Source organism: Pseudomonas sp. HMSC063H08 (assembly GCF_001813645.1).
GTDB classification, from domain to species: domain Bacteria; phylum Pseudomonadota; class Gammaproteobacteria; order Pseudomonadales; family Pseudomonadaceae; genus Pseudomonas; species Pseudomonas aeruginosa.
The window spans coordinates 340,717-366,214 of sequence record NZ_KV813540.1 but is presented as its reverse complement, the minus strand read 5'-3'; the positions used below and the strand labels follow the sequence as shown (position 1 = coordinate 366,214).

Annotated in this window: 26 protein-coding genes; 4 read left to right on the top strand and 22 right to left on the bottom strand. The window is 67.3% G+C overall.

The features are described from left to right. Nucleotides 1–27: 27 nt before the first annotated feature. Both ccmB and ccmA read right to left on the bottom strand, forming a co-directional pair. On the bottom strand, nucleotides 28–699 hold the full coding sequence (gene ccmB, locus HMPREF2924_RS24150; protein ID WP_003083130.1) for a heme exporter protein CcmB: 672 nt from the start codon (nucleotides 697–699) through the stop codon (nucleotides 28–30). Next, complete coding sequence (ccmA, locus tag HMPREF2924_RS24145; protein ID WP_003133178.1) at nucleotides 696–1,397, bottom strand: cytochrome c biogenesis heme-transporting ATPase CcmA; 702 nt, start codon at nucleotides 1,395–1,397, stop codon at nucleotides 696–698. The genes ccmB and ccmA overlap by 4 nt, the downstream gene beginning before the upstream one ends. Nucleotides 1,398–1,682: 285 nt before the next feature. Between ccmA and HMPREF2924_RS24140 the strand changes: the two genes are divergently transcribed. The 3 genes from HMPREF2924_RS24140 to HMPREF2924_RS24130 all read left to right on the top strand — a co-directional run bounded on the left by HMPREF2924_RS24140 (nucleotide 1,683) and on the right by HMPREF2924_RS24130 (nucleotide 3,972). Continuing rightward, nucleotides 1,683–3,161 carry a flagellar hook-length control protein FliK gene (locus tag HMPREF2924_RS24140; RefSeq protein ID WP_003133179.1) on the top strand — a complete coding sequence of 493 codons (1,479 nt, stop codon included), beginning with the start codon at nucleotides 1,683–1,685 and terminating at the stop codon, nucleotides 3,159–3,161. Continuing rightward, nucleotides 3,158–3,493, top strand: coding sequence for an EscU/YscU/HrcU family type III secretion system export apparatus switch protein (locus HMPREF2924_RS24135; RefSeq protein WP_003133180.1), 336 nt, complete (start codon nucleotides 3,158–3,160; stop codon nucleotides 3,491–3,493). Before HMPREF2924_RS24140 ends, HMPREF2924_RS24135 begins: the two co-directional genes overlap by 4 nt. A 92-nt stretch (nucleotides 3,494–3,585) precedes the next feature. Next, nucleotides 3,586–3,972: a hypothetical protein gene (locus HMPREF2924_RS24130; RefSeq protein ID WP_009314782.1), complete on the top strand. Its 387-nt coding sequence runs from the start codon at nucleotides 3,586–3,588 to the stop codon at nucleotides 3,970–3,972. Nucleotides 3,973–4,016: 44 nt separating this feature from the next. Here HMPREF2924_RS24130 and HMPREF2924_RS24125 read toward each other — a convergent pair whose 3' ends face one another. The 4 genes from HMPREF2924_RS24125 to HMPREF2924_RS24110 all read right to left on the bottom strand — a co-directional run bounded on the left by HMPREF2924_RS24125 (nucleotide 4,017) and on the right by HMPREF2924_RS24110 (nucleotide 7,148). Continuing rightward, nucleotides 4,017–4,754 (bottom strand): SDR family oxidoreductase, encoded by a 738-nt coding sequence (locus tag HMPREF2924_RS24125; RefSeq protein WP_003087132.1) that lies wholly within the window; start codon nucleotides 4,752–4,754, stop codon nucleotides 4,017–4,019. 133 nt (nucleotides 4,755–4,887) lie between these two features. Beyond that, nucleotides 4,888–5,610: a purine nucleoside phosphorylase YfiH/LACC1 family protein gene (locus HMPREF2924_RS24120; RefSeq protein WP_003133181.1), complete on the bottom strand. Its 723-nt coding sequence runs from the start codon at nucleotides 5,608–5,610 to the stop codon at nucleotides 4,888–4,890. 59 nt (nucleotides 5,611–5,669) lie between these two features. Beyond that, nucleotides 5,670–6,086, bottom strand: a complete 417-nt coding sequence (locus HMPREF2924_RS24115; protein WP_003087127.1) for a hypothetical protein — start codon at nucleotides 6,084–6,086, stop codon at nucleotides 5,670–5,672. Between the two features lie 90 nt (nucleotides 6,087–6,176). Further along, nucleotides 6,177–7,148: a helix-turn-helix transcriptional regulator gene (locus tag HMPREF2924_RS24110; protein ID WP_003133196.1), complete on the bottom strand. Its 972-nt coding sequence runs from the start codon at nucleotides 7,146–7,148 to the stop codon at nucleotides 6,177–6,179. A 108-nt stretch (nucleotides 7,149–7,256) separates the two neighbouring features. On the opposite strand from HMPREF2924_RS24110, the gene HMPREF2924_RS24105 reads away from it, so the two are divergent. After that, nucleotides 7,257–7,943, top strand: coding sequence for a glutathione S-transferase family protein (locus HMPREF2924_RS24105; RefSeq protein ID WP_003133197.1), 687 nt, complete (start codon nucleotides 7,257–7,259; stop codon nucleotides 7,941–7,943). Between the two features lie 27 nt (nucleotides 7,944–7,970). Here the strand turns inward: HMPREF2924_RS24105 and HMPREF2924_RS24100 are convergent, their stop codons facing one another. The 16 genes from HMPREF2924_RS24100 to HMPREF2924_RS24025 form a co-directional block, all read right to left on the bottom strand. Next, nucleotides 7,971–8,378, bottom strand: a complete 408-nt coding sequence (locus tag HMPREF2924_RS24100; RefSeq protein WP_003083101.1) for a DUF2802 domain-containing protein — start codon at nucleotides 8,376–8,378, stop codon at nucleotides 7,971–7,973. A 30-nt stretch (nucleotides 8,379–8,408) separates the two neighbouring features. Continuing rightward, the gene (locus tag HMPREF2924_RS24095) at nucleotides 8,409–8,888 is read right to left on the bottom strand and encodes a chemotaxis protein CheW (RefSeq protein WP_003083098.1); all 480 of its coding nucleotides are present in this window, start codon (nucleotides 8,886–8,888) and stop codon (nucleotides 8,409–8,411) included. 45 nt (nucleotides 8,889–8,933) lie between these two features. Next, the gene (locus HMPREF2924_RS24090; RefSeq protein WP_003087116.1) at nucleotides 8,934–9,824 is read right to left on the bottom strand and encodes a CheW domain-containing protein; all 891 of its coding nucleotides are present in this window, start codon (nucleotides 9,822–9,824) and stop codon (nucleotides 8,934–8,936) included. A 91-nt stretch (nucleotides 9,825–9,915) separates the two neighbouring features. Continuing rightward, nucleotides 9,916–10,704, bottom strand: coding sequence for a ParA family protein (locus HMPREF2924_RS24085; protein WP_003083092.1), 789 nt, complete (start codon nucleotides 10,702–10,704; stop codon nucleotides 9,916–9,918). Between the two features lie 94 nt (nucleotides 10,705–10,798). Beyond that, the gene (motD, locus tag HMPREF2924_RS24080) at nucleotides 10,799–11,689 is read right to left on the bottom strand and encodes a flagellar motor protein MotD (protein ID WP_023094792.1); all 891 of its coding nucleotides are present in this window, start codon (nucleotides 11,687–11,689) and stop codon (nucleotides 10,799–10,801) included. Between the two features lie 12 nt (nucleotides 11,690–11,701). Further along, the gene (locus tag HMPREF2924_RS24075) at nucleotides 11,702–12,442 is read right to left on the bottom strand and encodes a flagellar motor protein (RefSeq protein WP_003083089.1); all 741 of its coding nucleotides are present in this window, start codon (nucleotides 12,440–12,442) and stop codon (nucleotides 11,702–11,704) included. A gap of 88 nt (nucleotides 12,443–12,530) precedes the next feature. Then, nucleotides 12,531–13,637, bottom strand: coding sequence for a protein-glutamate methylesterase/protein-glutamine glutaminase (locus tag HMPREF2924_RS24070; RefSeq protein ID WP_003087115.1), 1,107 nt, complete (start codon nucleotides 13,635–13,637; stop codon nucleotides 12,531–12,533). Between the two features lie 53 nt (nucleotides 13,638–13,690). After that, nucleotides 13,691–15,952 (bottom strand): chemotaxis protein CheA, encoded by a 2,262-nt coding sequence (locus tag HMPREF2924_RS24065; protein WP_023116654.1) that lies wholly within the window; start codon nucleotides 15,950–15,952, stop codon nucleotides 13,691–13,693. Between the two features lie 200 nt (nucleotides 15,953–16,152). After that, complete coding sequence (locus tag HMPREF2924_RS24060) at nucleotides 16,153–16,941, bottom strand: protein phosphatase CheZ (protein ID WP_003083075.1); 789 nt, start codon at nucleotides 16,939–16,941, stop codon at nucleotides 16,153–16,155. Between the two features lie 19 nt (nucleotides 16,942–16,960). Then, nucleotides 16,961–17,335, bottom strand: coding sequence for a chemotaxis response regulator CheY (locus tag HMPREF2924_RS24055; protein WP_083325397.1), 375 nt, complete (start codon nucleotides 17,333–17,335; stop codon nucleotides 16,961–16,963). A gap of 101 nt (nucleotides 17,336–17,436) precedes the next feature. Beyond that, nucleotides 17,437–18,180, bottom strand: a complete 744-nt coding sequence (gene fliA / locus HMPREF2924_RS24050; protein WP_003083070.1) for an RNA polymerase sigma factor FliA — start codon at nucleotides 18,178–18,180, stop codon at nucleotides 17,437–17,439. Next, nucleotides 18,177–19,019, bottom strand: coding sequence for a flagellar synthesis regulator FleN (gene fleN / locus HMPREF2924_RS24045; protein WP_003083064.1), 843 nt, complete (start codon nucleotides 19,017–19,019; stop codon nucleotides 18,177–18,179). Before fleN ends, fliA begins: the two co-directional genes overlap by 4 nt. 138 nt (nucleotides 19,020–19,157) lie before the next feature. Further along, entirely contained in the window at nucleotides 19,158–20,447 is a 1,290-nt protein-coding gene (flhF, locus tag HMPREF2924_RS24040) for a flagellar biosynthesis GTPase FlhF (protein WP_003087102.1), read from the bottom strand. Nucleotides 20,448–20,530: 83 nt separating this feature from the next. Further along, nucleotides 20,531–22,654 carry a flagellar biosynthesis protein FlhA gene (gene flhA, locus HMPREF2924_RS24035; protein ID WP_003083059.1) on the bottom strand — a complete coding sequence of 708 codons (2,124 nt, stop codon included), beginning with the start codon at nucleotides 22,652–22,654 and terminating at the stop codon, nucleotides 20,531–20,533. Between the two features lie 138 nt (nucleotides 22,655–22,792). Further along, nucleotides 22,793–24,151 carry a TPM domain-containing protein gene (locus HMPREF2924_RS24030; RefSeq protein ID WP_003133216.1) on the bottom strand — a complete coding sequence of 453 codons (1,359 nt, stop codon included), beginning with the start codon at nucleotides 24,149–24,151 and terminating at the stop codon, nucleotides 22,793–22,795. Between the two features lie 32 nt (nucleotides 24,152–24,183). Beyond that, nucleotides 24,184–25,449 (bottom strand): TPM domain-containing protein, encoded by a 1,266-nt coding sequence (locus tag HMPREF2924_RS24025; RefSeq protein WP_003133218.1) that lies wholly within the window; start codon nucleotides 25,447–25,449, stop codon nucleotides 24,184–24,186. Between the last annotated feature and the right edge of the window lie 49 nt (nucleotides 25,450–25,498).

Below are 25,498 nucleotides of genomic sequence, written 5' to 3'. Positions count from 1 at the left end.
GCCCGCCGATGCCTTCGGCGGGCGGACTCACTCGCCTACGCTGATCTTCAGGCCGGCAGCGATGGCGAATGGCGTGAGTGTCAATGCTAGCGCCGTCAGGCTCGCCAGCCACAATAAATGTCCGCTGCTGGGCAGTCCCTGCAGCGAAGCCTGCAGCGCCCCGCTACCGAGAATCAGCACCGGGATGTACAGCGGCAGGATCAGCAGCGCCAGCAACAGGCCGCCGCGCTTGAGGCCCACGGTCAAGGCCGCGCCGACGGCGCCGAGCAGGCTCAGCACCGGCGTACCGAGCAACAGGGAAAGCAGCAGCACCGGTATGCAACGGGCCGGCAGGCCCAGCATCAGCGCGAACAGCGGCGACATCAGGACCAGGGCCAGCCCGGAAAACAGCCAGTGTGCCAGCACCTTGGCCAGCACCAGAAGAGCCAGGGGGTGCGGCGAAAGGACCCACTGCTCCAGAGAACCGTCCTCGAAATCGCTGCGGAACAGCCCTTCCAGCGAGAGCAGCACGGCCAATAGCGCCGCCACCCAGACCAGGCCGGGCGACAAGGTTTGTAGCAATTGGCTTTCCGGCCCGACCGCCAGGGGGAACAGGGCGATGACGATGGCGAAGAACACCAGCGGGTTGGCCAGCTCCGCCGGTCGGCGGAACAGCAGGCGCGCCTCGCGCGCCAGGAGCAGGCTGAAGACGTTGCTCATGCCGGATCGCCCAGCGCCGGCTCGACCGTCGTGCCGCTGGCCGCCTTGAGCGCACCGAGGTCCAGCTCGCGGTAGCCGGCGGGCACCTGCTGCAGGCTGTGGTGGGTGGTCAGCACCACCATCCCGCCGCGCTGGCAATGCCCGGCCAGGTGCGCTTCCAGTTGCGCCACCCCCTGTTTGTCGAGGGCGGTGAAGGGTTCATCGAGGATCCACAAGGGCGGTGCGTCCAGGTACAGGCGGGCCAGCGCCACGCGGCGTTGCTGGCCGGCGGAAAGGGTGTGGCAGGGAACGTCCTCGAAGCCACGCAGGCCGACGTCGGCCAGGGCCTGCCAGATCGCCTCGCGGCTGGCCGGCTGGTGCAGCGCGCAGAGCCAGGTGAGGTTCTCCTCGGCGCTGAGCAGGCCCTTGATTCCCGCGGCGTGGCCGATCCACAGCAGGCTGCGGGCCAGTTCGCCGCGCTGTTCGGCGAGCGGCCGGCCGTTCAGGCGGACTTCCCCGGCGGTCGGCTGCATCAGTCCGGACAGCAGGCGCAGCAGGCTGGTCTTGCCGCTGCCGTTGGGACCCACCACCTGCAACATCTCGCCGGCGGCCAGGCGCAGGTCGAGGCGCTCGAACAGCATGCGCCAGTCGCGCTCGCAGGCGAGCCCGACGGTTTCCAGCAAGGGGCTGGCTGTGGGGACTTCAGCAGGATCGGACATCGAACAACATCGCCAAGCGTCTCTCCTCGTCGCGGCGCCGGAGGCCTTCACGGAACAGACCCTAAAGTCGGGATAAACACGGCCGCTATACTGGTGACGACGCGGCCAGCCTGTTTGACAGGCGCGGCATTATACACGCCCTTCCCCAGCCTCCGCAGGGTCGTTTAAGACAGGTTGTTACCCATGCCAGCCGAGATAGGCGCTTCCCCACCACTACCCCCGGTTTCCGCCCCGCGCCCGCTGCCGCCGGCGCAATCGCAGGGCAACGCCCAGGCCGACGCCGAGATGACCCTGAAGCTGGTGCAGACCCTGGCCGGCCTGCTGGGCGAAGGCGAGTCGGGCAAGGCCGAGGTGCTGGCGGTCAAGGAAGGCCTGGCGAACAATTTCCAGGTCCTGCTCAAGCTGACCCTGGCGAACAGCGGGCAGAGCCTGGTGGAAGTGCAGAGCAACCGGCCGCTGGTGCCGGGCAACCTGCTCAACGTCAGCGCCACCAGCAGCGCCAGCGTGGTTGCCACCCTGCTCGACAGCATGGCCGGCGCTGGCCCGCTGAGCAGCCTCGACCTGGAGCAACTGCCGCCCGGCACCCTGCTCCAGGGCAAGGTCCTGTCCAGCACCGCGCTGCCGGCGGACAAGGCCCAGCAGGTGGTCTACCGGGTCCTGCTGAACCTGCTCAACACGCCGCTCGCCGGCAGCAAGCTGAGCCTCGACTCGCCCCAGGCGCTGCCGGTCGGCAGCCTGCTCACGGCGCTGGTTAAAAACAGCCAGCAGATCGACTTCCTGCCGCTCAGCGGACGCCTCGACCAGCTTGCGCTGGGCCAGCAACTGGCCGGGCAGAGCGCCCGCCAGGCTTCCCTGGAAGGCCTGTTCGCCGCCCTGCAGGGGCTGAACGGCCGCAACGACCTGCCGGACAGCCTGCGCCAGGCCGTAGAGCGCCTCTTCACCGGCCTGCCGGAGGCGCAGAAGATGGGCGATTCCAAGCTGCTCGGCCAGGCCCTGCAGCAGAGCGGCCTGTTCCTCGAGGCGCGCCTGATGCAGGGCGCCACCGATCATCTCGGCCAGGACCTGAAGGCCAACCTGTTGCGCCTGTTCGCCCAGCTGTCGCCGCTGCCGCCGACCGGCGCCCAGGCGCCGGGCATGTTCGCCGGCAACACGGCGAACCTGGCCCAGGCGCTGCCGGCCTTTGTCCGCAACGCCCTGGGCAACCTGGGACAGAGCGCCAACAAGACCCAGGCACTGAACTTTCCCCTGCCGAGCAAGGTTCTCCAGCTGTTCGACGAAGACATGGAGCTGGAGTCGCTGCTGCGCCTTGCCGCCGCGGCGATCTCCCGCCTGCAGACCCATCAGTTGTCGAGCCTGGCGCAGACCAGCACCCTGCCGGATGGCACCCAACTGGCGACCTGGCAGATGGAGGTGCCCATGCGCCATCAGCACTCGGTGGTGCCGTTGCAGGTGAAGTTCCAGGAAGAACAGCGCAAGACCGGCGAAGAGGCCCGCGAAAGCCTCTGGCGCGTCGAACTGGCCTTCGACCTGGAGCCGCTGGGACCGCTGCACGCCCAGGCGACCCTGCTGCGCGGCAGCCTGTCCAGCCAGCTTTGGGCCGAGCGCGACGCGACCGCGCGGCTGGTCGAGCATGAACTCGGCCACCTGCGCCAACGCCTGCGCGACGCCGGCCTGACCGTTGGCGAGATCACCTGCCAACGCGGCCGCCCGCCCCAGGGCCCGCGAGCGACCATCGAACAACGCTGGGTAGACGAAACCGCATGAACAGAAAGCAGTCACCCGCCCCGCGCCAGGCCATCGCCCTGAGCTACGACGGCCAGGCCGCGCCGACCCTTTCCGCCAAGGGCGACGCCGAACTGGCCGAGGCAATCCTGGCCATCGCCCGCGACTACGAGGTACCGATCTACGAGAACGCCGAGCTGGTCCGCCTGCTCGCCCGCCTGGAACTCGGCGACGCCATTCCGGAAGCGCTGTATCGCACCATCGCCGAGATCATCGCCTTCGCCTGGCACCTGAAAGGCAAGTGTCCCGAGGGATTCGCGCCGGACGCCGCGGATGGCGACGAGATGCTGCTGCTCGGCGGTCCCGGCGACTGAGCGGACCCGCCACACGTCGAAACCGAAGCGCCGGAACCGGAGTCCGCGAGAGCGGTCCCAGCACAGTCCACCTGCCACTTCCCAGGCCGCCCATGCCCTCGCCAAGCCCCCTCCTCCTCGCCGCCCTGCTGCTTATCGCCAGCCATGTCCAGGCCGCCCCGGCCATCCTTGGCGACGAGGAAAAGGATGCAATCATCGATCGGCACCGGCTGACTCCGGAGTTCCGCATCAATCGGCAAGCCAAGGTACGCCATCACGAAGGAACCATCGACCGCGTGGTCCTGCTTCAGGATAGGGACCGCTTCACCTACCGAAGCTACCTTCGCGACGACCAGAAGGAGCCTGCCACCTTCTGGATCCTGGAGTTCGACGCACGCAGCGGGAAACGGCTGAGCGAACGCCAGACCGATGAGGACGACTATTGGCGTAGACGCGACGCCGACTCGCAACGGGCCGACAGCGGCGAAAGGAACCGATAGATAGCGCAGCCGAAACCTTCGACGCGTCGTCCCGGTACAGCGGCTCAGGCGAAACCGCCGTTGACCCGCAGTACCTGGGAATTGACCCAGGCCCCATCCGGCCCGGCGAGGAAGGACACCGCCGCGGCGATCTCGTCCGGCTCGCCGAGACGCTCCAGCGGCGCCAGCCTGGCGATCTGGTCGATCTGCTCGGCGCTCTTGCCGTTGAAGAACAGCTCGGTGGCCACCGGGCCGGGCGCCACCGCGTTGACCCTGATGTCCTGGCCGCGCAACTCGTTGGCCAGCACGTGCACCAGCCCCTCGACCCCGGACTTGGACGCGATGTACGGACCGTAGCTGGGCAACGCCCGGGCGATCACGCTGGTGGACAGGGCGATGATCCGTCCGCCGCGCTCGACATGCCGGGCAGCCAGGCCGAGCACGATGAAGGCGCCGCGCAGGTTGGTGCGGATCACCCGGTCGAAGCCCTCCAGGTCGCCATCGGCGATCTTCAGGTAGGGCATCGTGCCGGCGCTGTTGACCACCACGTCGATGCGGCCGAAGGCGCCCCTGGTGGCTTCGAACAGCTTGTCCATGTCCTCCGCGCTGGCCACGTCGCCCTGCACGGCGATGGCCGCGCCGCCGGCGGCGACGATTTCGGCCACGACCTCGTCGGCCATGGCCTGGTTGCCGGCATAGTTGACCGCGACCGCGAAACCGTCGGCGGCCAGCCGCCGGGCAATGGCGCGACCGATGCCGCGGGAGGCGCCGGTGACGATGGCGGCTTGGGTGATGTCAGGCATGCTGGGACTCTCCTGGAATGAGCGTGGCGACAGCCACGCATCGACAAGAAAAGTCTAGAAGCCGGCTATTGGCGGATAAACAGCCGACAACCGTCATGACTATCCAGGATTTCCGGACAATACCGATACGCGGTCACGGCTTGCGCGCGATCCAGGCGTACTGCTGGCGCTTCTCCTCGCCCAGGCGCTGGCGTCGGCGATGACTGGCGAACGCATCGCCGGAACAGTAGGTGCAGACGGCGCTGGCTTCGATCTGCGCCGGCCCGACGCCGGCGGCCTGGAACAACTGGCGACAGAAGGCCACCAGGTCCAGCCAGGCGCCCTGCTCCGCCTGCCTTGGCTCGGGCGGAACGAACCGGGGCGGCCGCTCGGGGAGCGGACGACGCTGGCTCCAGGGCGGCGCCGCGCCCTCCCAGAGGCGGCCGTGGCCGACCTGCAACGCCTCGATGAACCCGGCACTCACCTCGTAGCAGCAGGCTTTGATCCCGGGACCGATGGCGACCCGGATGTCCGCGCTGGCGACGCCGCGCGCATTGAAGCGCGCCACCGCCGCGCCGACGATACCGGCGACGAGCCCCTGCCAGCCGCCATGCAGGGCGGCCACCACTCGACCGTCGCGGCTGCTCATGAGAATCGGCAGGCAGTCCGCGGTGACCACCGCGACCGCCAACGGCCCTTCGCTGAAGACGCCGTCGGCGGCATGCCGTCCCGATTCCGACAGCGAGCGCGCGTCGACGATCTCGGCGCCATGCACCTGCCGGCAATGGAATATCCGCTCGGAGAGTGCCTGGCCGGCTTGCTGGAAGCCATGCTCGATGCCTTCGATCGCCTTGAGGATGTCGGCCTGGACGGTCATGCGCTGTCTCGCCATGGAAGGTTGGAAAACGACCTTACCGCATCTTCCCGGGAGCCGCCTCAGGCGATGCCGCGCAGGAGGTCGGGGCAGCCGCGATCACGCTTGATCAACGCGGCCAGGGCGACCTGGCCCAAAGGCCGGTCGGACACCGCACCGATGCTCAGGCCATGGCCTCTGCTCCACTCGAACAACAGGCGCTTCTCGCGGCAATCGAGCTCGCCCACCAGCAGGAAGCGCCGGATGCTGCCGCTGCGTCCCAGCATCGCCAGCGTGCCCTTGCAGCCCTGGTCCAGGCGGAATCCGTCGTAGAGGAAATAGTCGTACGGGTAACCCTGGTCCAGGGAGCGCCGCAGCTCCCGTCGGTCCAGGCACAGGCTCAGGTGGAAGTAGCCGCAGCGGTTGAATAGCGCTCCGTACCTGAGCAGACGGCCGGGGTTGGCGCACAGCACCATGGCGCGCAGGGGTATTGCAGGCATCCTTGTGGCCTCCTGGAAACGTGCTGGTTGACCAGGACCGATTCTAGAAAGCGGCAGCCGCGCAATTAATAGGACTTTTCCTCTAAATGCCTACCTGTGATCCGAAGCTTCCTCCTGGCCCAGGTTACGCAGGACACGCTCGGCCTGGCGCCTCAACGGCTCGCGCAACTCCAGCGGCTGCCTGACCTCGAAGTCGAACGGCAGGCCGCACAGGCGCCGGGCGAACCAGTCCAGGTCGTCGGTGCTGGCGCGCAACAGCGTACCGCCATCGACCTCGGCGAGCAGACCGAGGGGCTCGCCGAGCACCGCGACCACCTGCTCCCTCGCCGCCCGCATCAGGATTTCCACCGGGTAGGCGCGCGGCATCCGGGCGAAGCTCTCCCGCAGGTGGCGGAGGGTATCGAAATCCGCCGGTCGCTCGAAGCGCTCCGCCAGCATGCGCGGCGCGTCCAGGCGATCGAGACGGAACGAGCGCAACGCCTGGCGCAGGTGGCAGAAACCGCTGACGTACCAGCAGCCGTTGCGATAGGCCAGGCCGTAGGGATCGAGTTGGCGGAGGGTTTCGGCGCCCTGCGGGTCGCGATAGCGGAACTCGACCCGCGCACGGACCTGGGCGGCTTCGGCGAGGGTCGCCAGCGCCGCCACACTGGCTCCCGCCCGGGCGCGGGCCAGGTCCAGGCTGGCGGTCTCGCGGAGCGCCACGAGGCGCCGCCGCAGCGCATCGGGCATCACCCTGCTCAGCTTGGCCTGCGCGCTTTCCAGGGCCAGCTCGCTTTCGCCCAGGCCGAGACTGCGCACCGCCAGCAGGCCGAGGGACACGGCCAGGGTTTCCTCCGCGCTGAACATCAGCGGCGGGAGCTTGAAACCGGCCACCAGGCGGTAGCCGCCATGGCGTCCGCGCTCCGCCGAGATGGGAATGCCCAGCTCCTCGAGGGCGACGATATAGCGACGCAGCGTCCGTCCATCCACCTCCAGGCGCCTGGCCAGCTCGCTACCGCTGAGCTGGCCGTGGCTCTGCAGCAGTTCGAGCAGGGCGAGCACGCGCACCGTGGGCTTGGACATTTTTCGATCCACCGGAAAAATCAGGACCGAATATAGCCTATATCCCCCCTACCCTGCGTTCAGCCCGGTTGCGATGCGCAACACGCGTTACCTGAACGGAGATGGAAAATGGAACCTGTACTGTTTTATGGCGTACCCCACGGCTGTTCCTTCGGCTCGATCGTGGCCCTCGAGTGGCTCGGCCGCCCCTATCGCCTGTGTCGGATCGAGATGCCGCTGGAGACCGGCGAGCGCACCTACGTGCGCCTGAACCCGGCTCGCCAGACGCCCACCCTGCTCCTGGAGGACGGCCGCGCGCTCAGCGAAAGCCTGGCCATTCTCCAGCACCTGGCGGCGCGCGACCTGTGCAGGAAGCTCGGCTATCCGCAGGGCAGCGCCGAGTTCGACGAACTGAACTTCGCCCTCGCTCTCCTGCATACCGAATGCCATTCGGCCTGGGGGGCCCTGTTCTATCTGGAGGACGCCGACGCAACCACGACGGCAAGGGCGCTGGCGCGCGCGGCGCGAGCCTATGGCCGGATCGACAAGCTGCTCGGCGACCGCAAGTGGCTGGCCGGCGAAGGGCCGAGCGTGGCCGACGCCTACCTCGCGGGTACCGCTCGTTGGGGACGGGAGCTGGGCTACTTCGACCTGCAACACGACTTTCCGCGCCTGCATCGACACCTGGAGAAGCTGGAGCAGGACCCGGCGGTGCGCTTCGCCCATGCCATCGAGGATCGCCTGCCGGCGCAGAGCTGCGGGGAGTTCAGGGGAGAGGTGACACTGGCAGAAGTGGCGAGCCGCCTGCTCGCCTGAAAAGCGCCAGCGCCGGGTCGGTGGCCGTCACTTGCCCTTGGCTTCGTGCAGGCGCGCCACCAGCTCGGCCTCGGCCTGTGACAGCCCGCAGGCCTGGGTCAGGTCTTCGGCGCTGGCGCCGAGCCCGACCAGGCGTGCGGCCTGGCTGAACGACAGCGTGGTCGGATCGCGCTGCTCCAGGCGCGCGACCCGGTCGGGAAGCGGCGCGAGTTGCTTGCCGAGGTCCTGCAAGGCCTCGCCCATGCGCACGTTGACCTGCTGGTAGGACTCGATGCGCTTGCTCAGCTCCTTGAGCCGGCGCTCGCGCGCCGCGCCCTCCTCCGCCTGCTGCGCCAGCGCAGCTTGCAGGCGGCGCAATTCACGGCGCAGCCACAGGCACGCCGCCGCCAGGCCGAGGCAGGCGGCGAGCGCCAGTGCCAGCGCGACGACCTCCATCTCAGCAGGCCCTCGTGTCGGTCGAACGCATCAGATGCTGCCCAGCTCCGACCATTCTTCCTCGGTCATCATCTTGTCCAGCTCGACCAGGATCAGCAGCTCGCCGTTCTTGTTGCAGACGCCCTGGATGAACTTGGCCGATTCTTCGTTACCGACGTTCGGCGCGGTCTCGATTTCCGACTGCTTCAGGTAGACCACCTCGGCGACGCTGTCGACCAGGATGCCGACCACCTGCTTGTCCGCCTCGATGATGACGATCCGCGTGTTGTCGCTGACCGGCGCAGGGTCCAGGCCGAAGCGCTGGCGGGTGTCGATCACCGTGACCACGTTGCCGCGCAGGTTGATGATGCCCAGCACGTAGCTCGGCGCGCCCGGCACCGGGGCGATCTCGGTGTAGCGCAGCACCTCCTGGACCTGCATCACGTTGATGCCGTAGCTCTCGTTGTCCAGGCGGAAGGTGACCCACTGCAGGATCGGATCTTCGGCGCTTTGCGCGGTGGCTTTGCTCATTCCCCTAACCTCTCGAAAACCGCCGCAAGCGGCGGAAGCTGTCTATCAATGGTCGCCGTGCAGGCGCTTGACGGCGCCGCTGGCGATCAGTTCGGCGAGCGCCGCCACATCCAGCAGCGCACACATGTGTTCGATGACCGTGCCGGCCAGCCAGGGCCGCTGGCTACGCTGGCTGCGCCATTTCACCTCGGCCGGGTCGAGGCGGATCGAGCGGCTCACCTGGTGCACCGCCAGCCCCCACTCGTAGCCCTGGACCGAGATCACGTACTTGAGGCCGTCGCGATAGTCGTCGCGGTAGCGTTCGGGCATCACCCAGCGTGCGGTGTCCAGCACCTTCAGGTTGCCCGCCTGCGACGGCAGGATGCCGAGGAACCAGTCGGGCTGGCCGAACAACGGGGTCAGTTCCTGGTTCTCCAGCGGATAGATCGAGCCGAGGCACACCAGCGGCACCGCCAGGGTCAGCCCGGCGACGTCGAACAGCAGGCACTCGAAGGGCTCCGCCGCCCAGGCCGGACGACCGTCGTCGAGCAGCGGCAGGTCGAGCAGCGCCGGCTCGCTGGCGCTCGCCGGGGCGCTCGGCACGCGCAGTTCGATGACCTCGTGGGGCCGTGGCTCGACCGGCAGCTCGCGCAACGTCGTCGGTTCGTCGAGCAGGGCCGCCGGCGCCGGCGGAACCAGGCGCGCATCGCGGACCTGCTCCTCGAGCACCGCGGCCTCGAACTCGTCGAACCCGTGGTCGACCGGCAGCGTTTCCAGCGCCGGGGCCGGTGTCGCCACTTCGGCGACCGCCAGCGCGACAGGCTTCAACGGCGCGGGCGCAGGCGCTGGCGGCGTCTCGACGGGAGGTTCCAGGTCCTCGAAAGTGGCCTCCTGGAGCAACGCATCCAGGTAGGACTGCAAGGCCAGTTGCGAACGGGTGGCGGTGGCGGCGCTCATGTGGGTATTCCGCGACAGGGGTCTACAACGGTTATCGGCCGCACTCCGGTGCGGCTTGAATGCGCCTGTCGGCGCGGCGACCGGCGCGCCATCAGGCCACCCGGGTGGCCGGCTGCTGCGCCAGCAGATGCTTGAGCAAGGCGCGGTAGGCGATCACCCCGCGACTCTTGCCGTCGTGTTGCGACGGCGTGACCCCGGCCCGGCTGGCATCGCGCAGGCGGGTATCGATGGGAATGAACGCCTGCCACAGGTTGTCCGGGTAGTTCTCGTTGAGAATCCGCAGCGTGCTCAGCGAAGCCTGGGTCCGCCGATCGAACAGCGTAGGTACGATGGTATAGGGCAACGCCTGTTTGCGCGACCGGTTGATCATCGCCAGGGTGTTGACCATCCGCTCCAGCCCTTTCACCGCGAGGAACTCGGTCTGCACCGGAATCACCAGGTGCTGGCTGGCGGCCAGGGCATTGACCATCAGCACGCCGAGCAGCGGCGGGCTGTCGATGATCGCATGGTCGAAATCCTGCCAGAGCTGCGCCAGGCTTTTCGAGACCACCAGGCCGAGACCGCTCTTGCCCGGCGACTGGCGCTCCAGGGTGGCCAGCGCGGTACTCGACGGCAGCAGGGAGATGCGTTCGTTGCTGGTGCTGCGCAGCAGCGAGGCCGGCAGCCCCTCGGGGACGTTGCCCTGGTGCAGGAACAGGTCGAAGGCGCTGTGCTCGAGGGTGTCCGGGTCATAGCCGAAATAGCTGGTCATCGAGCCGTGGGGGTCCAGGTCGACCACGACCACGCGCTTGCCGGCATCCGCCAGCAGGCCGGCCAGGGCGATGGACGAGGTGGTCTTGCCGACCCCTCCTTTCTGATTGGCGACTGCCCAGACTTTCATTGCTCTACTCTTCCTGGCATGGGTCCACCCGGTTGGGGCCGCACTACTGGCCAGTTCGGCCCCGGCGCCCGTACGCAAACCATGTTTCGCGCGCTCATGGCGAAGGCGACGGGGAATTGACGGTTGCCGGCGCGGGCGCCGGCGTACCGCCAGTATCTGCAGCTTGCGTGCCAGCTGCCGAGCCTGCGTGGCGGAGCGCCGAATCCGGCTGCGCCTTGCCGCTGCCGACCCCGCTGACGCTGCGCCGTACCTCCAGGTTGCGCGAGATCACCAGCACCACCCGGCGGTTCTTCGCCCGCCCTTCGGCGCTGGCATTGTCTGCCACCGGTTGAAATTCACCATAGCCCACCGCAGCCATCCGCGACGGCTCGACCCCATCGTTGCCGAGCAGGCGGACGATGCTCGCCGCCCGCGCCGCCGACAGTTCCCAGTTGGTGGGATAGCGCGGGCTATGGATCGGCACGTCGTCGGTGAAGCCCTCGACATGGATCGGGTTCTTGTAGGGCGCCAGGATCTTGGCGACCTTCTCGACGATATCGAAGGCGGCATCGTTGGGCAGCGCATCGCCGCTGGGAAACAGCAGGCTGGAATTGAGAGTGATCTCGATCCACAGCTCGTTGCCGCGCACGCTCAACTGGTCGGAGGCGATCAGGTCACCGAAGGCGCCGCGTACGCTGTCGGCGATCCGCTCCAGCGAGTCGGCGCTGGCCGCGTTGTCGCTGGGCTGCTCCTCGACACTGGTGCGCTCCGGCTCGGTGGTGCGCGGCCGCTCGTCGCCGATGGGAATCGGCTTCAACGAGCGGTCGGGCTGGTTGAACACGCCGGTGAGGGTCTCCGAGAGGATCTTGTACTTGCCCTCGTTGATCGAGGAAATCGAATACATCACCACGAAGAAGGCGAACAACAGGGTGATGAAATCGGCATAGGAAACCAGCCAGCGTTCGTGGTTCTCGTGTTCCTCCTGGTGGCGACGGCGACGCTGCATGCTCGGCTCCGGTCAGTCCATGAAGCCTTGCAGCTTCAACTCGATGGAACGCGGGTTCTCGCCCTCGGCGATGGACAGCAGGCCCTCCAGGAGCATCTCGCGGTAGCGCGACTGGCGCAGCACCAGGGTTTTCAGCTTGTTGCCGATCGGCAGCAGGAGCAGGTTGGCGAAGCCGACGCCATAGATGGTGGCGACGAAGGCCACGGCGATGCCGCTGCCGAGCTGCGCCGGGTTGGCCAGGTTGCCCATCACATGGATCAGGCCCATTACCGCGCCGATGATGCCGATGGTCGGCGCATAGCCGCCCATGCTCTCGAACACCTTGGCGGCCTGCAAGTCGCGGCTTTCCTGGGTGAACAGGTCGACCTCGAGGATGCTGCGGATGACTTCCGGCTCGGCGCCGTCCACCAGCAGTTGCAGGCCCTTGCGCGCATAGGGATCGGGCTCCGCATCGGCGATGCTCTCCAGGCCGAGCAGGCCTTCCTTGCGCGCGGTCATGCTCCAGGAGACGATCCGGTCGATTCCCCCGGAAAGATCCTCGCGCGGCGGGAAGAACACCCAGCCGAGCATGCCCAGGCCGCGCTTGAGCACGTTCACCGGGGTCTGCAACAGCGCCGCGGCCAGGGTGCCGCCGATCACGATCAGCGCCGCCGGACCGTTGAGCAGGGCGCCGGCGTGGCCGCCCTCGAGAAAGTTGCCGCCGACGATGGCGACGAACGCCAGGATGATCCCGACCAGGCTGAGCACATCCATCAGTGCGTCCCCTCGGCTCGGCGAAGGCGCGCGCAGGTCGTCACGTGGGTGGCCATCGAAGGCAGTCTCCTCATTCCTGCACGCACGCTTACTGGCACGCCTCGACCAGGTGCCGGCCGATGTCGTCGAGCCCGTACACCGCGTCCGCCAGGTTGGCCTTGACCACGGCCATCGGCATCCCGTAGATCACGCAACTGGCCTCGTCCTGCGCCCACACCTGGCTGCCGCCCTGCTTGAGCAGGCGCGCGCCCTCGCGTCCGTCGGCGCCCATGCCGGTGAGGACCACCGCCAGTACCTTGTCGTTGTAGGCCTTGGCCGCCGAGCCGAAGGTCACGTCGACGCAGGGCTTGTAGTTCAGGCGTTCGTCGCCGGGGAGGATGCGCACCGTGCCGCGGCCGTCGACCATCATCTGCTTGCCGCCCGGCGCCAGCAGCGCCAGGCCGGGACGCAGGATGTCGCCGTCCTCTGCTTCCTTGACGCTGATCCGGCACAGCTTGTCGAGGCGCTCGGCGAAAGCCTTGGTGAAGGCCGCCGGCATGTGCTGGATCAGCACCAGCGGCGCCGGGAAGTTGGCCGGCAACTGGGTCAGCACCCGCTGCAAGGCAACCGGACCACCGGTGGAGGTACCGATCGCGACCAGCCGGTAGGCCTTGCGCTTCGGCGCCGCCGAGGTCGACGCCGGGGCCGGCGACGCGCCGGCACTGGCACGCGCGCTCGCGCCGAGGCTGGAGGACGACGCCGGCGCATGGCTGGACGAGGTGGCCGAAGGCAGCGGCGGCAGGCTGATCGAGCGACGATTGCTACGGGCGATGGTCAGGACCTTCTCGCAAAGCAACTGGCGGACCTTGTCCGGGTTGCGCGAGATGTCCTCGAAATTCTTCGGCAGGTAGTCGACCGCTCCGGCGTCCAGCGCATCCAGGGTCACCCGCGCGCCCTCGTGGGTCAGCGAGGAGAACATCAGGACCGGGGTCGGGCAACGCTGCATGATGTTGCGTACCGCGGTGATGCCGTCCATCAGCGGCATCTCGTAATCCATGGTGATCACATCGGGTCTCAGGGCCAGCGCCTGCTCGATGGCCTCGCGGCCATTGGTGGCGGTGCCGACCACCTGGATCTGTCCATCGGCGGAGAGAATCTCCGAGACACGGCGGCGGAAGAACCCCGAATCGTCCACCACCAGGACTTTGACTGCCATAGCTACTCCTCAGAGGGCGACGCTCCTGCGCCGCCGGAAACCCATACGCGGCGTCAGATGCGCCGTGCGTAACGCTTGAGCATGCTCGGCACATCGAGGATCAGGGCGATGCGCCCGTCCCCGGTGATGGTGGCGCCCGCCATGCCGGGGGTGCCCTGCAACATCTTGCCGAGTGGCTTGATCACCACTTCTTCTTGTCCCACCAACTGGTCGACGACGAAACCGATGCGCTGGGTGCCGACCGACAGGATCACCACGTGCCCCTCGCCCTGCTCCTCGTGGGCCGCGCTCGGCACCAGCCAGCGCTTGAGGTAGAACAGCGGCAAGGCCTTGTCGCGGACGATCACCACTTCCTGGCCATCCACGACATTGGTGCGCGACAGGTCAAGATGGAAGATTTCGTTGACGTTGACCAGCGGGAAGGCGAACGCCTGGCTGCCCAGCATCACCATAAGGGTAGGCATGATCGCCAGGGTCAGCGGCACCTTGATGACGATCTTCGAGCCGGACCCCTTCTGCGAGAACACGTTGACCGTGCCGTTGAGCTGGGAAATCTTGGTCTTCACCACGTCCATGCCGACGCCGCGGCCGGACACGTCGGAAATCTCGGTCTTGGTCGAGAAACCCGGGGCGAAGATCAGGTTGTAGCACTCCAGGTCGGTCAGGCGGTCCGCCGCATCGCGCTCCAGCAGGCCCTTCTCCACCGCCTTGTTGCGCAGCACCTCGGCGTCCATGCCCTTGCCGTCGTCGGTGATCATCAGAAGGATGTGGTCGCCCTCCTGCTCCGCCGACAGCACCACCTGGCCGACCCGCGGCTTGCCGGCGGCCTCGCGCTCCTCCGGACTCTCGATGCCGTGGTCGACGGCGTTGCGCACCAGGTGCACCAGCGGATCGGCGAGGGCCTCGACCAGGTTCTTGTCGAGGTCGGTCTCTTCGCCCACCAGCTCCAGGTTGATCTCTTTCTTCATGTTCCGCGCCAGGTCGCGGACCAGACGCGGGAAGCGGCCGAAGACCTTCTTGATCGGCTGCATGCGGGTCTTCATCACCGACATCTGCAGGTCGCCGGTGACCACGTCGAGGTTGGCCACGGCCTTGGCCATGGCCTCGTCGCCGCTGTTCAGGCCCAGGCGCACCAGGCGGTTACGCACCAGCACCAGCTCGCCGACCATGTTCATGATCTCGTCGAGACGCGCCGTATCCACCCGCACGGTGGTCTCCGCCTCGCTCGCCGCCGGCCTGTCGGGCGCCGCCGGACGCGCGGCGGCGGCCTTGGCCGGAGCGACCGGTTTCGCCGCGGGACTCTTCGCCGCGATGTTCTTGGCTACCGCCGCAGCGGCCGCCACGGCTTCGGAGGCGCCGTTGAACTTGCCCTTGCCGTGCAGTTCGTCGAGCAGCGACTCGAACTCGTCGTCGCTGATCTCATCGCCGCCCGCGGCGGCCGGCGCCTTGCCCTGCTCCGCCGGCGCAGCCGCTGGAGCCGCGGCAGCCGGTGCGGCGGGTGTGCCGGCGGCTTCCGGGACATCGCCGAACTTGCCCTTGCCGTGCAGTTCGTCGAGCAGCGCCTCGAACTCGTCGTCGCTGATATCGTCACCAGCGGCAGCCGCGGCCGGCTCGACCGCCTCGGCGGGGACTTGCGCAGGCTCGGCCGAGACCGCCGGCGGGACGAACTTGCCCTTGCCGTGCAACTGGTCGAGCAACGCCTCGAACTCGGCGTCGCTGATCTCGTCGCCAGCGGGAGCCGCGGGCGCTTCTGCAACGGCGGAGGCCGGCGCTTCGTCGCCCTGGAGAGCATCCAGCAACTGCTCGAACTCGTCGTCGGTGATATCGCTGGAGACACTCTGCGCGGGCGCTTCCGGCGGCGCCGCAGGCTCGGCTGGCGGAACGGCCGCCGGCGGCGCTTGCACAGGTTCCGCAGGCGCGGCGCCCTCAGGCTCGGCCAGGCGGGCAAGGGCCGCCAGCAGCTCGGGCGTCGCCGGGGTCGGTTCGGACTGCTCGCGCACCTGGTCGAACATCGCGTTGACCGTATCCAGCGCCTGCAGCACCACATCCATCAGTTCGGAGCTGACGCGCCGCTCGCCCTTGCGCAGGATATCGAAGACGTTTTCCGCAATGTGGCAGCATTCCACCAGCGCGTTCAGCTGGAGGAAGCCGGCACCGCCCTTGACCGTATGGAACCCACGGAAAATGGCATTGAGCAGGTCCATGTCGTCCGGCCGGCTCTCCAGCTCGACCAGTTGCTCGGACAATTGCTCGAGAATCTCGCCGGCCTCAACCAGGAAGTCCTGGAGGATTTCTTCATCGGCGTCGAAGCTCATTCGGCTGCTCCCAGAGACGTGTTACTCGAAAGGATCGGCAGGACCGCTGTCCTGCCGGAAATACCGGCCCGGCTTTCCGGACCGACTTCAGCCCGCCCGCCGGGATCACCGGCATGACGAAGGCTGTGCCGGCAGCCCGCGGATGCCAGCGTTCAATGCTTACTTAACGGCAGCGATGCCGCAGTCTTGAGCCGGGCGGGTCAGAAACCCAGGCTGGACAGCAGATCGTCCACGTCATCCTGCCCGGACACCACATCCTCTCGTTTTTCCGCGGCGACCTGCGGCCCCTCGCCCTTGGCCGAACGCTCCAGCGCGGCCTGGTGGCGCATGCTCACGTGGTCGTGCTCGATTCCGGCGTAACGGTCCACCTGGCCGGCCATCCAGACCAGCTTCACAAGGTTGCTCTCGACCTCGGTGACCAGCTTGGTGACACGCTTGATCACCTGGCCGGTCAGGTCCTGGTAATCCTGCGCCAGCAGGATGTCATTGAGCTGCGAGGACAACTGGCCGGCGTTCTCGCCGCTGCGCACGAGGAACTGTTCGATGCGCTTGGCCAGCTCGCGGAAGCCGTCGGCGTCGATTTCCCGGCGCATGAAGCGTTGCCACTCCTGGTGCAGCTCCCGCGAATCGTCGCCCAGTTGGTTGACCAGCGGGGCGCTCTGCTCCACCAGGTCCATGGTCCGGTTGGCGGCCTTCTCGGTCATTTCCACCACGTAGGAAAGACGATCGGTGGCATCGGCGATCTGCGACATTTCCTGCGCGTGGGGGGAATGCGGGTCGATCTGGAAATCGACGATGGCGTTGTGCAGTTCGCGGGTCAGCTTGCCCACTTCCTGGTAGAGGCCACGGTCCCTGGCCTGGCTGAGCTCCTGGATCAATTGCACCGCCTGCTGGAAGTGCCCCCGTTCGAGACAGTCCACCAGTTCGCGCGCGTGTTTTTTCAGGGTCGATTCGAATTCGTCGCCCGTGGAATCGTTACCAAGCACCATGACACCCTCTTGGCCGGCTTCAGCCGTTGACCTGCTCGAAAATCTTCTCGATCTTTTCCTTCAGGACCTGAGCGGTGAAGGGTTTGACCACATAGCCGTTGACCCCGGCCTGGGCCGCTTCGATGATCTGGTCGCGCTTGGCCTCGGCGGTGACCATCAGCACCGGCAGGTGCTTGAGGCGCTCGTCGGCGCGAACCGCGCGCAGCAGATCGATGCCGGTCATGCCCGGCATGTTCCAGTCGGTGACGAGAAAGTCGAAATTGCCGCTGTGCAGCATCGGCAGCGCCGTGGTGCCGTCGTCGGCCTCGGCGGTATTGGTGAAGCCCAAGTCCCGCAAGAGGTTCTTGATGATGCGTCTCATCGTGGAAAAGTCGTCCACGATGAGAATTTTCATGTTCTTGTCCAAGTAAACCTCCGTACAGACCAGAGCGCGCCCCAGGGGACGCGCCACACATTCTTTTGCGTTAACGGTTACAAGCTGCGGTCGAGGCCGGTTCAGGCCGACCGCCAATCGGCCAGGCGCGCACGCAAACGCGCGGCGCACTGGCTGTGCAACTGGCTGACCCGCGATTCGCTGACGCCCAGTACCTCGCCGATCTCCTTGAGGTTGAGTTCCTCGTCGTAATACAACGCCAGCACCAGGCGCTCGCGCTCCGGCAACTTGGCGATGGCATCCGCCAGGGCCGCCTGGAAACGTTCGTCGAGCAGGCCGTGGATCGGTTCGTTGTGACTGAGGCTGGTGTCTTCCGGCAATCCATGTTCGCCGTCCTGCAACAGGTCGTCGAAGCTGTACAGGCGGCTGCCCTGCGTGTCGCTGAGGATGCCGTAGTAATCTTCGAGGCTCAATTGGAGTTCGGCAGCAACTTCGTGATCTTTAGCGTCGCGTCCGGTTCTCGCCTCGATCGCGCGGATCGCGTCGGTCACCATGCGCGTGTTGCGGTGCACCGAACGCGGCGCCCAGTCGCCCTTGCGGACCTCGTCGAGCATGGCCCCGCGGATGCGGATGCCGGCATAGGTCTCGAAGCTGGCGCCCTTGCCGGCGTCGTATTTCTTCGCGGCCTCGAGCAGGCCGATCATGCCGGCCTGCATCAGGTCCTCCACCTGCACGCTGGCCGGCAGGCGGCCGAGCAGGTGATAGGCGATGCGCTTGACCAGTGGTGCGTAACGCTGGATCAGTTGCTCCTGGGAGTTCTGCGCTTGCGCCTTGCTATACATACGCACTCCAGAGGCCGCTGTCATACGGCCGAACCTGTCGCGGGGTGTTGGACCAGTCGTTCGACGAAGAACTCCAGGTGCCCGCGCGGGTTGGCCGGCAGCGGCCAGCTGTCGACCTTCTGCGCGACCGCCTTGAAGGCCAGGGACGCCTTCGAGCGGGGGAATGCCTCGTATACGGCTCGCTGTTTCTGCACGGCCTTGCGTACCGACTCGTCGTAAGGGATGACACCTACATACTGTAGTGCGACGTCGAGGAAACGGTCAGTGACCTTGGTCAGTTTGGCGAACAGGTTGCGTCCTTCCTGCGGGCTGTGGGCCATGTTGGCCAGGACCCGGAAGCGGGTCATGCCGTGGTCGCGGTTGAGCAGCTTGATCAGGGCGTAGGCATCGGTGATCGAGGTCGGCTCGTCGCAGACGACCAGCAGCACCTCCTGCGCGGCGCGGACGAAACTGACCACCGAATCGCCGATTCCGGCGGCAGTGTCGACGACCAGGACATCGAGGTTGTCGCTGATATCGCTGAACGCCTGGATCAGCCCCGCATGCTGCATGGGCGAGAGGTGCACCATGCTCTGCGTGCCGGAGGCCGCGGGAACGATGCGCACGCCACCGGGACCGAGGAGGAGGACATCGCGCAGTTCGCAGCGTCCCTCGATCACGTCGGCCAGGGTGCGCTTGGGCGTGAGTCCCAGCAGGACGTCGACGTTGGCCAGGCCGAGGTCGGCATCCAGCAGCATGACGCGACGGCCGAGATCGGCCAGAGCCAGTGCCAGGTTCACCGACACATTGGTCTTGCCGACGCCGCCCTTGCCGCCAGTTACTGCGATCACCTGTACGGGATGCATGCTACCCATCTGCTTCATACCTTGTGTTGTCGTCTTCCCGGAACGCCCCTTCCAGCGCTCTCCGGTATTGGCGGGAACGATGCGCCATCGCTCCCGGCCCGGCGGAAGCCACCTTCGCTTCCGTCACCCGCGCCACGCGCGGTTCTTCCCACGTCCTCAGCCGGCACGCCGCGCCGGTTGCTGGTAGAGCCCGGCGAACATCTCGGCCATGGCGTCCTCGCTGGGCTCTTCCGGTGCCTGCAGGCTCACCGCCCGGCTGACCAGTTGGTGACTGCGCGCCACCTGCAGGTCGTCCGGAATCCGCGGCCCATCCGCCAGATAGGCTACCGGGAGACGCTGGGCGATAGCCAGCGCCATCGATTCACCGAGGCTGCCCGCCTCGTCCAGCTTAGTCAGGATGCAACCCGCCAGCCCGCAGTGCCGATAGGTCTGGTAGGCCGACTTGAGCACCTGGCTCTGGCTGGTGGTGGCCATCACCAGGTAATTCTTCACGTTCAGGCTCGGCGACGCCAGTGCCTCGAGCTGCATGCGCAATGCCGGGTCGCTGGCCGGCAGGCCGGCGGTATCGATCAGCACCATGCGCTTGCGCGCCAGCGGCGCCAGGGCCTGGATCAGCGACTGGCCGGGATCGACCAGGGTCACCGGTACGTTGAGGATCCGACCGAGGGTCTTGATCTGCTCCTGGGCGCCGATCCGGTAGCTGTCCATGCTCACCAGCGCCAGGCTCTGGGCGCCGTACTTGAGGACGTAGCGCGCGGCCATCTTCGCCAGGGTGGTGGTCTTGCCGGCGCCTGCCGGGCCGACCAGGGCCAGTACGCCGCCCGCGTCGAGCGGGTCCTGCTCGGGGGTCTGCACGGCACGCGACAGGTGCGCCAACAGCATGCGCCAGGCCTGGCGCGTATCGCCCACCGCGGCGACCCGCTCCAGCAACGGCTTGCTCAGCTCCGCCGGCAAGCCCATGCGCTGCAGGCGCCGCCAGAGATTGGCCTGCTGCGGACGCTGGTGCTGCAACTGGCCCCAGGCGATGGAACCCAGTTGTACCTCGATCAGCTCGCGCAGGCCGTTCAGTTCGAAACGCATTGCCTCGAGGGTCTGGCCGCCCGCCTGGGGCTTGGCCTGCGCCGCCGTCATGGACTCGGCCAGGGACGGACGCGCCGGCTTCTCCTCGGCGAACAATTGACGGTCCTTGCGCTGGTTTTCCGCCGGACGCGCCGTCAATTCGGCGCGCGCCTCGGCGATCCGCGCCTGGGTCTTGCGCAGCTCCACTTCCAGCGCCGGGTTGGGCTTGCTCGGCGCCGGCGGGGCCTGGTAATCCAGCGCCGCGGTCAGCTCGATGCCGCCGGCGACCCGGCGGTTGCCGAGAATCGCGGCGTCCGGACCCAGTTCGTCGCGGACCAGTTTCATGGCCTGACGCATATCGGCGGCGAAGAAGCGTTTGACTTGCATTGCCCGAACCCCTCAGTTCAGTAGTCTTGCCGGCAACCTCAGGTTGCCCGGTGTGCCGGCCCTGGAGCCGGCGCAGCCCTCGTTCAGTTCTGCCCCACCGTCGCGACGATGGTGACTTGCTTGTTGTCCGGGATTTCCTGGTAGGCCAGCACATGCATGCTGGGCACCGCCATCCGCGCGAAGCGCGACATCATCGAGCGGATCGGCCCGGCAACCAGCAGGATCGCCGGCTTACCGAGCATCTCCTGGCGTTGCGCGCTCTCGATCAGCGAGCGTTGCAGCTTCTCGGCCATTCCCGGCTCCAGCAACATGCCGTCCTCGGAGCCTTGTCCGGCCTTCTGCATGCTGTTCAGCAAAATCTGTTCCAACCTCGGCTCGAGCGTGATCACAGGCAGCTCCGGCTCAAGCCCGACAATGCTTTGCACGATTGCGCGGGACAACGCGACGCGAACCGCGGCGACCATCGCGCCGGGATCTTGACTCCGCGGAGCGACGTTGGCGATGGCCTCGGCGATGGTACGGATGTCGCGCACCGGCACCTGCTCCTGGAGCAGCGCCTGCAGGACCTTGAGCAGGGTGGACAGGGAAATCAGCCCCGGCACCAGCTCTTCCGCCAGCTTCGGCGAGCTGCGCGCGAGCAATTGCAGGAGCTGCTGCACTTCTTCATGGCCCAGCAGCTCGTGGGCGTGCTTGTGCAGCACCTGGTTCAGGTGAGTGGCGACCACGGTGCTCGCATCCACCACGGTGTAGCCCAGCGACTGCGCCTGGTCGCGCTGGCCGGGCTCGATCCATACCGCCTCCAGGCCGAAGGCCGGGTCCTTGCCGGCGATGCCGTTGAGGCTGCCGAATACCTGGCCGGGGTTGATCGCCAGCTCGCGATCGGGATAGATCTCCGCTTCGGCCACGCTGACCCCCATCAGGGTCAGGCGGTAGGCGTTGGGCAGCAGGTCGAGGTTGTCGCGGATGTGCACCGAGGGCATCAGGAAGCCCAGCTCCTGGGACAGCTTCTTGCGTACGCCCTTGATCCGCGCCAGCAGTTGCCCGCCCTGGTTGCGGTCGACCAGCGGGATCAGCCGGTAGCCGACTTCCAGGCCGACCATGTCCACCGGGGTGACATCGTCCCAGCCCAGTTCCTTGACCTCCTGGGCACGCTGCGCCGGCAGCAGCTCCTGCTGGCGCTGTACCTCCTGCTCGGCGACCTGCTTGGCCTTGTTCTGCCGGTGCCAGATCCAGTAGGCAGCAGCGCCGGCCAGGGCGCCGAGGCCGATGAAGGAAACATGCGGCATGCCCGGCACGGCGCCCATGGCAATCAGGATCGCCGCGGAAATCGCCAGCGCCTTGGGCGAGGCGAACATCTGCCGGTTGACCTGCTGGCCCATGTCCTCGGAACTGGAGACCCGCGTCACCATGATCGCCGCCGCGGTCGACAGCAGCAGCGACGGCAGTTGTGCCACCAGGCCGTCACCAATGGTCAGCAGGGCGTAGACCTTGCCGGCGTCGCCGAAGGACATCGAATGCTGGATCATGCCGATGGCGACGCCGCCGATCAGGTTGATGAAGAGAATCAGCAGGCCGGCGATGGCGTCACCGCGGACGAACTTGCTGGCACCGTCCATCGAACCGTAGAAGTCGGCCTCCTGGGCCACCTCGCTGCGGCGCTTCTTGGCTTCCTCCTGCTCGATCAGGCCGGCGTTGAGGTCGGCGTCGATGGCCATCTGCTTGCCGGGCATGGCATCCAGGGTGAAGCGCGCGCTGACTTCGGAAATCCGCCCGGCGCCCTTGGTCACCACCACGAAGTTGATGATCATGAGGATCGCGAACACCACCACCCCGACCACGTAGTTGCCGCCGATCACCACTTCGCCGAAGGCCTGGATCACCTTGCCCGCGGCGCCATGGCCGTCGTGGCCGTGGAGCAGCACCACGCGGGTCGAGGCAACGTTCAGCGCCAGGCGCAACAGGGTCGCCACCAGCAGGATGGTCGGGAACACGGCGAAGTCCAGCGGCCGCAGGGCGTACACGCAGACCAGCAGGACGACGATGGACAGGGCGATGTTGAAGGTGAACAGCACGTCCAGCAGGAATGGCGGGATCGGCAGGGTCATCATCGCCAGCATGGCCAGCAGCAGGACCGGCACGCCGAGGCTGCCGCGCCCCAGTCCCGCCAGGTTGCTGCGCACATTGCTGATCAGTTGCGTGCGATCCACTCTCGACTCCCCTGCCCTGCGTATGGCGCCCGTAGGTGGGCGCCGAACAAACTTTTGACGCCGGAATGCGCGTCGGGCGGGTCACTGCAGGAACCGTTCCAACTTTTCAATTCATTGATTGAAAAGGGTTTTCGCCAATCACCAACTACCGGAGGCGCCACCGCCGCCACTCGAGCCTCCGCCGCCGGAGAACGAGTCCGAAGACGAACTGGACGAACTCGACGACGAGGAAAACGAGGAAGACGAGGACCCCGATGAGCTAGCGTAATCGCCGCCGCGCCGACGCCCTCCCCCCGAGCCGCCGGCGCTGAAATTGCAACCGATGAGCAGCGGCAGGCAAGCGGCGGGCAGGATGATCAGCGCCTCGATGCTGTTCAGCGGGTCGTCCACCAGCAACAGCAGGCACTCCAGGGCCAGGGTCAGCAGCAGGCCGAGCAGGCCCGGCAGGTAGGCCCAGCGCCGTCCTCTGCGCAGCCCCTGCCAGGCACCGGCCAGCATCAGCAGGGTCAGCCCCAGCGAAAGCGGCACGGCCAATCCGTAATGAAGCACCGGCAGGCCATAACGGCCGTAGGCCCAGAACAGCCCCAGCGCATAGAGCACAAGAATGGCGAAGAACCAGCGGGCGCCGCGCGAATACTTGAGCAACGCGCCGAAGCCGACGCCCAGGACCGCCACCATCTCCGCCAGCGCCACCATCGCCCCTGCCGGCCAGTGCCGCCCCAGTGCCAACGCCGCAGCGAGCGCCACTACCGCCCCCAGGGTCCAGTACCAGGCGCGCGGGCGTACCAGCAGCGCCACCCCGCCGAGAGCGCCGAGCAGGAATGCGATAGCCAGGGTCTGCCGTACCGCGCCGGGCTCCAGCGGGTCGCGCGGCGGCGGCAACGCCTCGCCGTCGATCAGTCGTACCAGGCGCTGCGCCGCCGCTTCCAGGCCGCCGGCGTAGTCTTGCTGACGGAACGCAGGGGTCATGTATTCGCGGATGATCCGCCCGGCATCGATGTCGGTGATCGTTCCTTCCAGGCCATAACCGACTTCGATGCGCATGCGCCGATCGTCCTTCGCCACCAGCACCAGGACGCCGTCATCGATCCCCTTGCGCCCCAGCTTCCACGCCTCGAAGACCCGCGTCGCATAGGCCTCGATGCTGTCCGGATAGGTGCTGGGCACCATCAGGATCGCTACCTGGGCACCCTTCCGGGCCTCCAGCGCGGCCAGCGAAGCTTCCAGGCGGGCACGCTCGGCGGCGTCGAGGGTCGCGGTAAGGTCGGTCACCCGCCGCGCCAGCGCTGGAACCTCCGCGGACTCGTAGCCCGCATCGCGCGCTGCCTCGGCCTCGGCGCCGACCGCCGATGCCTCCACGGCCTCCTCCTCGACATCGGACGCTGCCACCGCGACGGTGACCGGCACCGTCGCGGTGGCAACGGAGGGAATCGCGGCGGCGCAGAGCAGCATGCCGAACAGGCGAAGCATGGCGAGATAACGCGTGATTGCAGACATCCTTGTCTCCGAATGAAATGAACGGGAACCCATTACCAACTGCCCGAGGCACCGCCTCCGCCGCTGGAACCACCGCCCCCGGAAAAGCCGCCGGACGACGAGGAGGAAGAGGAGGAGGAGGAGGAACCGCCGCCGGAGCTTCCCGACGAGCCTCCACCACCCCCACTCAGGCGTACCTGGCCGAACACCAGCAGCCCGAGCATGAGCTGGAACGGTAGCAGGGCCAGCCAGACCAGCGGTGCGTCCAGGCCACCGGACAGCAGTCCGAGCAGCAGGTAGGCCGCCAGCAACGCCCACAGTCGGCGGTGGAAACTTTTCCGCCGCTCGCGCCATAGCGAGCGCATCAGGCGGTAGTTCGACCAGCAGAGAACCGCCAGCATCAGCACCCCGGCCGGCCACAGCAGGCCGTAGATGAAGGACACCGCGCTGAACCAATGCGCCGCCAGCCCGAGCAGGGCTACATAGACCAGTACGCCGATCACCAGGTAGAAGGCCGGGCGCACCGTCCACAGCGCGCCGAAGGTCGCGCCGCCGACCAGCATGCACAGCGGAGCGACCAGCAGCACGCTCATCCATTCGCCGGAAGCGCCGGCCAGCGTGCCCAACAGCCAGCAGAGCAGCGCCCCGCCGAGCAGCCAGGGCCAGCGCAGCGCCCGGGCACTCAACAGCACTCCGGCCAACGATCCGTAGATGAAGGCGACCAGCAGCGCCCAGGCTTCCGCCGGCAATTGCCCCAGCGAGACTTTCGGCGCACCCGACGACGCGGCCGCCGGCAGCGTTTCGCCGTCGACCAGGCGGATCAGCTCGTCCACCGCGGCCTCGATCCCGCCGGCGTAGTCACCCTCGCGAAATGCCGGGGCCATCCGCTCGCGAATGATCCGCCCGGCGACCACATCGGGCACCGCACCCTCCAGGCCGTAGCCGACCTCGATGCGCATGCGCCGGTCATCCTTGGCCACCACCAGCAGCAGACCGTCGTCGACCGCCTTGCGGCCGAGCTTCCAGGCCTGGAACAACTTGTCGGAGAAGGCTTCGATATCGAGGGTACCGGTAGTCGGCAGCATCACCACCGCGATCTGCGCACCGCGTCGCCGCTCCAGCGCCTCGAGCTTCTCTACCAGGCGTTGGCGCGTCGCCTCGTCCAGCGTGTGGGTGGCATCCACCACCCGCTCCGACAGGGGCAAGGCGACCCATTCCGCCGGCGCTTCGGCGTGCGCAGGCATCCAGGGCAGCAGCCAGGCCAGGGCGAGCAACAGGAGGACAGGCGGGAAAATACGATCAGACAAGGTTCGATCCATGAACGGCAAAGCTCTCATCCCGAGCGGGTACCGGCCAAGGCTGCCACAG

Bases quoted from the DNA above. Each gene is read 5' to 3' on its own strand.
- HMPREF2924_RS24055 (WP_083325397.1), bottom strand. From the start codon at position 17,335: ATGAAAATTCTCATCGTGGACGACTTTTCCACGATGAGACGCATCATC.
- HMPREF2924_RS24100 (WP_003083101.1), bottom strand. From the start codon at position 8,378: ATGGAGGTCGTCGCGCTGGCACTGGCGCTCGCCGCCTGCCTCGGCCTG.
- ccmA (WP_003133178.1), bottom strand. From the start codon at position 1,397: ATGTCCGATCCTGCTGAAGTCCCCACAGCCAGCCCCTTGCTGGAAACC.
- HMPREF2924_RS24025 (WP_003133218.1), bottom strand. From the start codon at position 25,449: ATGGATCGAACCTTGTCTGATCGTATTTTCCCGCCTGTCCTCCTGTTG.
- HMPREF2924_RS24115 (WP_003087127.1), bottom strand. From the start codon at position 6,086: ATGCCTGCAATACCCCTGCGCGCCATGGTGCTGTGCGCCAACCCCGGC.
- fliA (WP_003083070.1), bottom strand. From the start codon at position 18,180: ATGACAGCGGCCTCTGGAGTGCGTATGTATAGCAAGGCGCAAGCGCAG.
- flhF (WP_003087102.1), bottom strand. From the start codon at position 20,447: ATGCAAGTCAAACGCTTCTTCGCCGCCGATATGCGTCAGGCCATGAAA.
- ccmB (WP_003083130.1), bottom strand. From the start codon at position 699: ATGAGCAACGTCTTCAGCCTGCTCCTGGCGCGCGAGGCGCGCCTGCTG.
- fleN (WP_003083064.1), bottom strand. From the start codon at position 19,019: ATGAAGCAGATGGGTAGCATGCATCCCGTACAGGTGATCGCAGTAACT.
- HMPREF2924_RS24135 (WP_003133180.1), top strand. From the start codon at position 3,158: ATGAACAGAAAGCAGTCACCCGCCCCGCGCCAGGCCATCGCCCTGAGC.
- HMPREF2924_RS24075 (WP_003083089.1), bottom strand. From the start codon at position 12,442: ATGGATGTGCTCAGCCTGGTCGGGATCATCCTGGCGTTCGTCGCCATC.
- HMPREF2924_RS24140 (WP_003133179.1), top strand. From the start codon at position 1,683: ATGACCCTGAAGCTGGTGCAGACCCTGGCCGGCCTGCTGGGCGAAGGC.
- HMPREF2924_RS24070 (WP_003087115.1), bottom strand. From the start codon at position 13,637: ATGGCAGTCAAAGTCCTGGTGGTGGACGATTCGGGGTTCTTCCGCCGC.
- HMPREF2924_RS24095 (WP_003083098.1), bottom strand. From the start codon at position 8,888: ATGAGCAAAGCCACCGCGCAAAGCGCCGAAGATCCGATCCTGCAGTGG.
- HMPREF2924_RS24085 (WP_003083092.1), bottom strand. From the start codon at position 10,704: ATGAAAGTCTGGGCAGTCGCCAATCAGAAAGGAGGGGTCGGCAAGACC.
- HMPREF2924_RS24065 (WP_023116654.1), bottom strand. From the start codon at position 15,952: ATGAGCTTCGACGCCGATGAAGAAATCCTCCAGGACTTCCTGGTTGAG.
- motD (WP_023094792.1), bottom strand. From the start codon at position 11,689: ATGCAGCGTCGCCGTCGCCACCAGGAGGAACACGAGAACCACGAACGC.
- HMPREF2924_RS24125 (WP_003087132.1), bottom strand. From the start codon at position 4,754: ATGCCTGACATCACCCAAGCCGCCATCGTCACCGGCGCCTCCCGCGGC.
- HMPREF2924_RS24060 (WP_003083075.1), bottom strand. From the start codon at position 16,941: ATGGTGCTTGGTAACGATTCCACGGGCGACGAATTCGAATCGACCCTG.
- HMPREF2924_RS24090 (WP_003087116.1), bottom strand. From the start codon at position 9,824: ATGAGCGCCGCCACCGCCACCCGTTCGCAACTGGCCTTGCAGTCCTAC.
- HMPREF2924_RS24120 (WP_003133181.1), bottom strand. From the start codon at position 5,610: ATGACCGTCCAGGCCGACATCCTCAAGGCGATCGAAGGCATCGAGCAT.
- HMPREF2924_RS24030 (WP_003133216.1), bottom strand. From the start codon at position 24,151: ATGTCTGCAATCACGCGTTATCTCGCCATGCTTCGCCTGTTCGGCATG.
- HMPREF2924_RS24110 (WP_003133196.1), bottom strand. From the start codon at position 7,148: ATGTCCAAGCCCACGGTGCGCGTGCTCGCCCTGCTCGAACTGCTGCAG.
- HMPREF2924_RS24130 (WP_009314782.1), top strand. From the start codon at position 3,586: ATGCCCTCGCCAAGCCCCCTCCTCCTCGCCGCCCTGCTGCTTATCGCC.
- HMPREF2924_RS24105 (WP_003133197.1), top strand. From the start codon at position 7,257: ATGGAACCTGTACTGTTTTATGGCGTACCCCACGGCTGTTCCTTCGGC.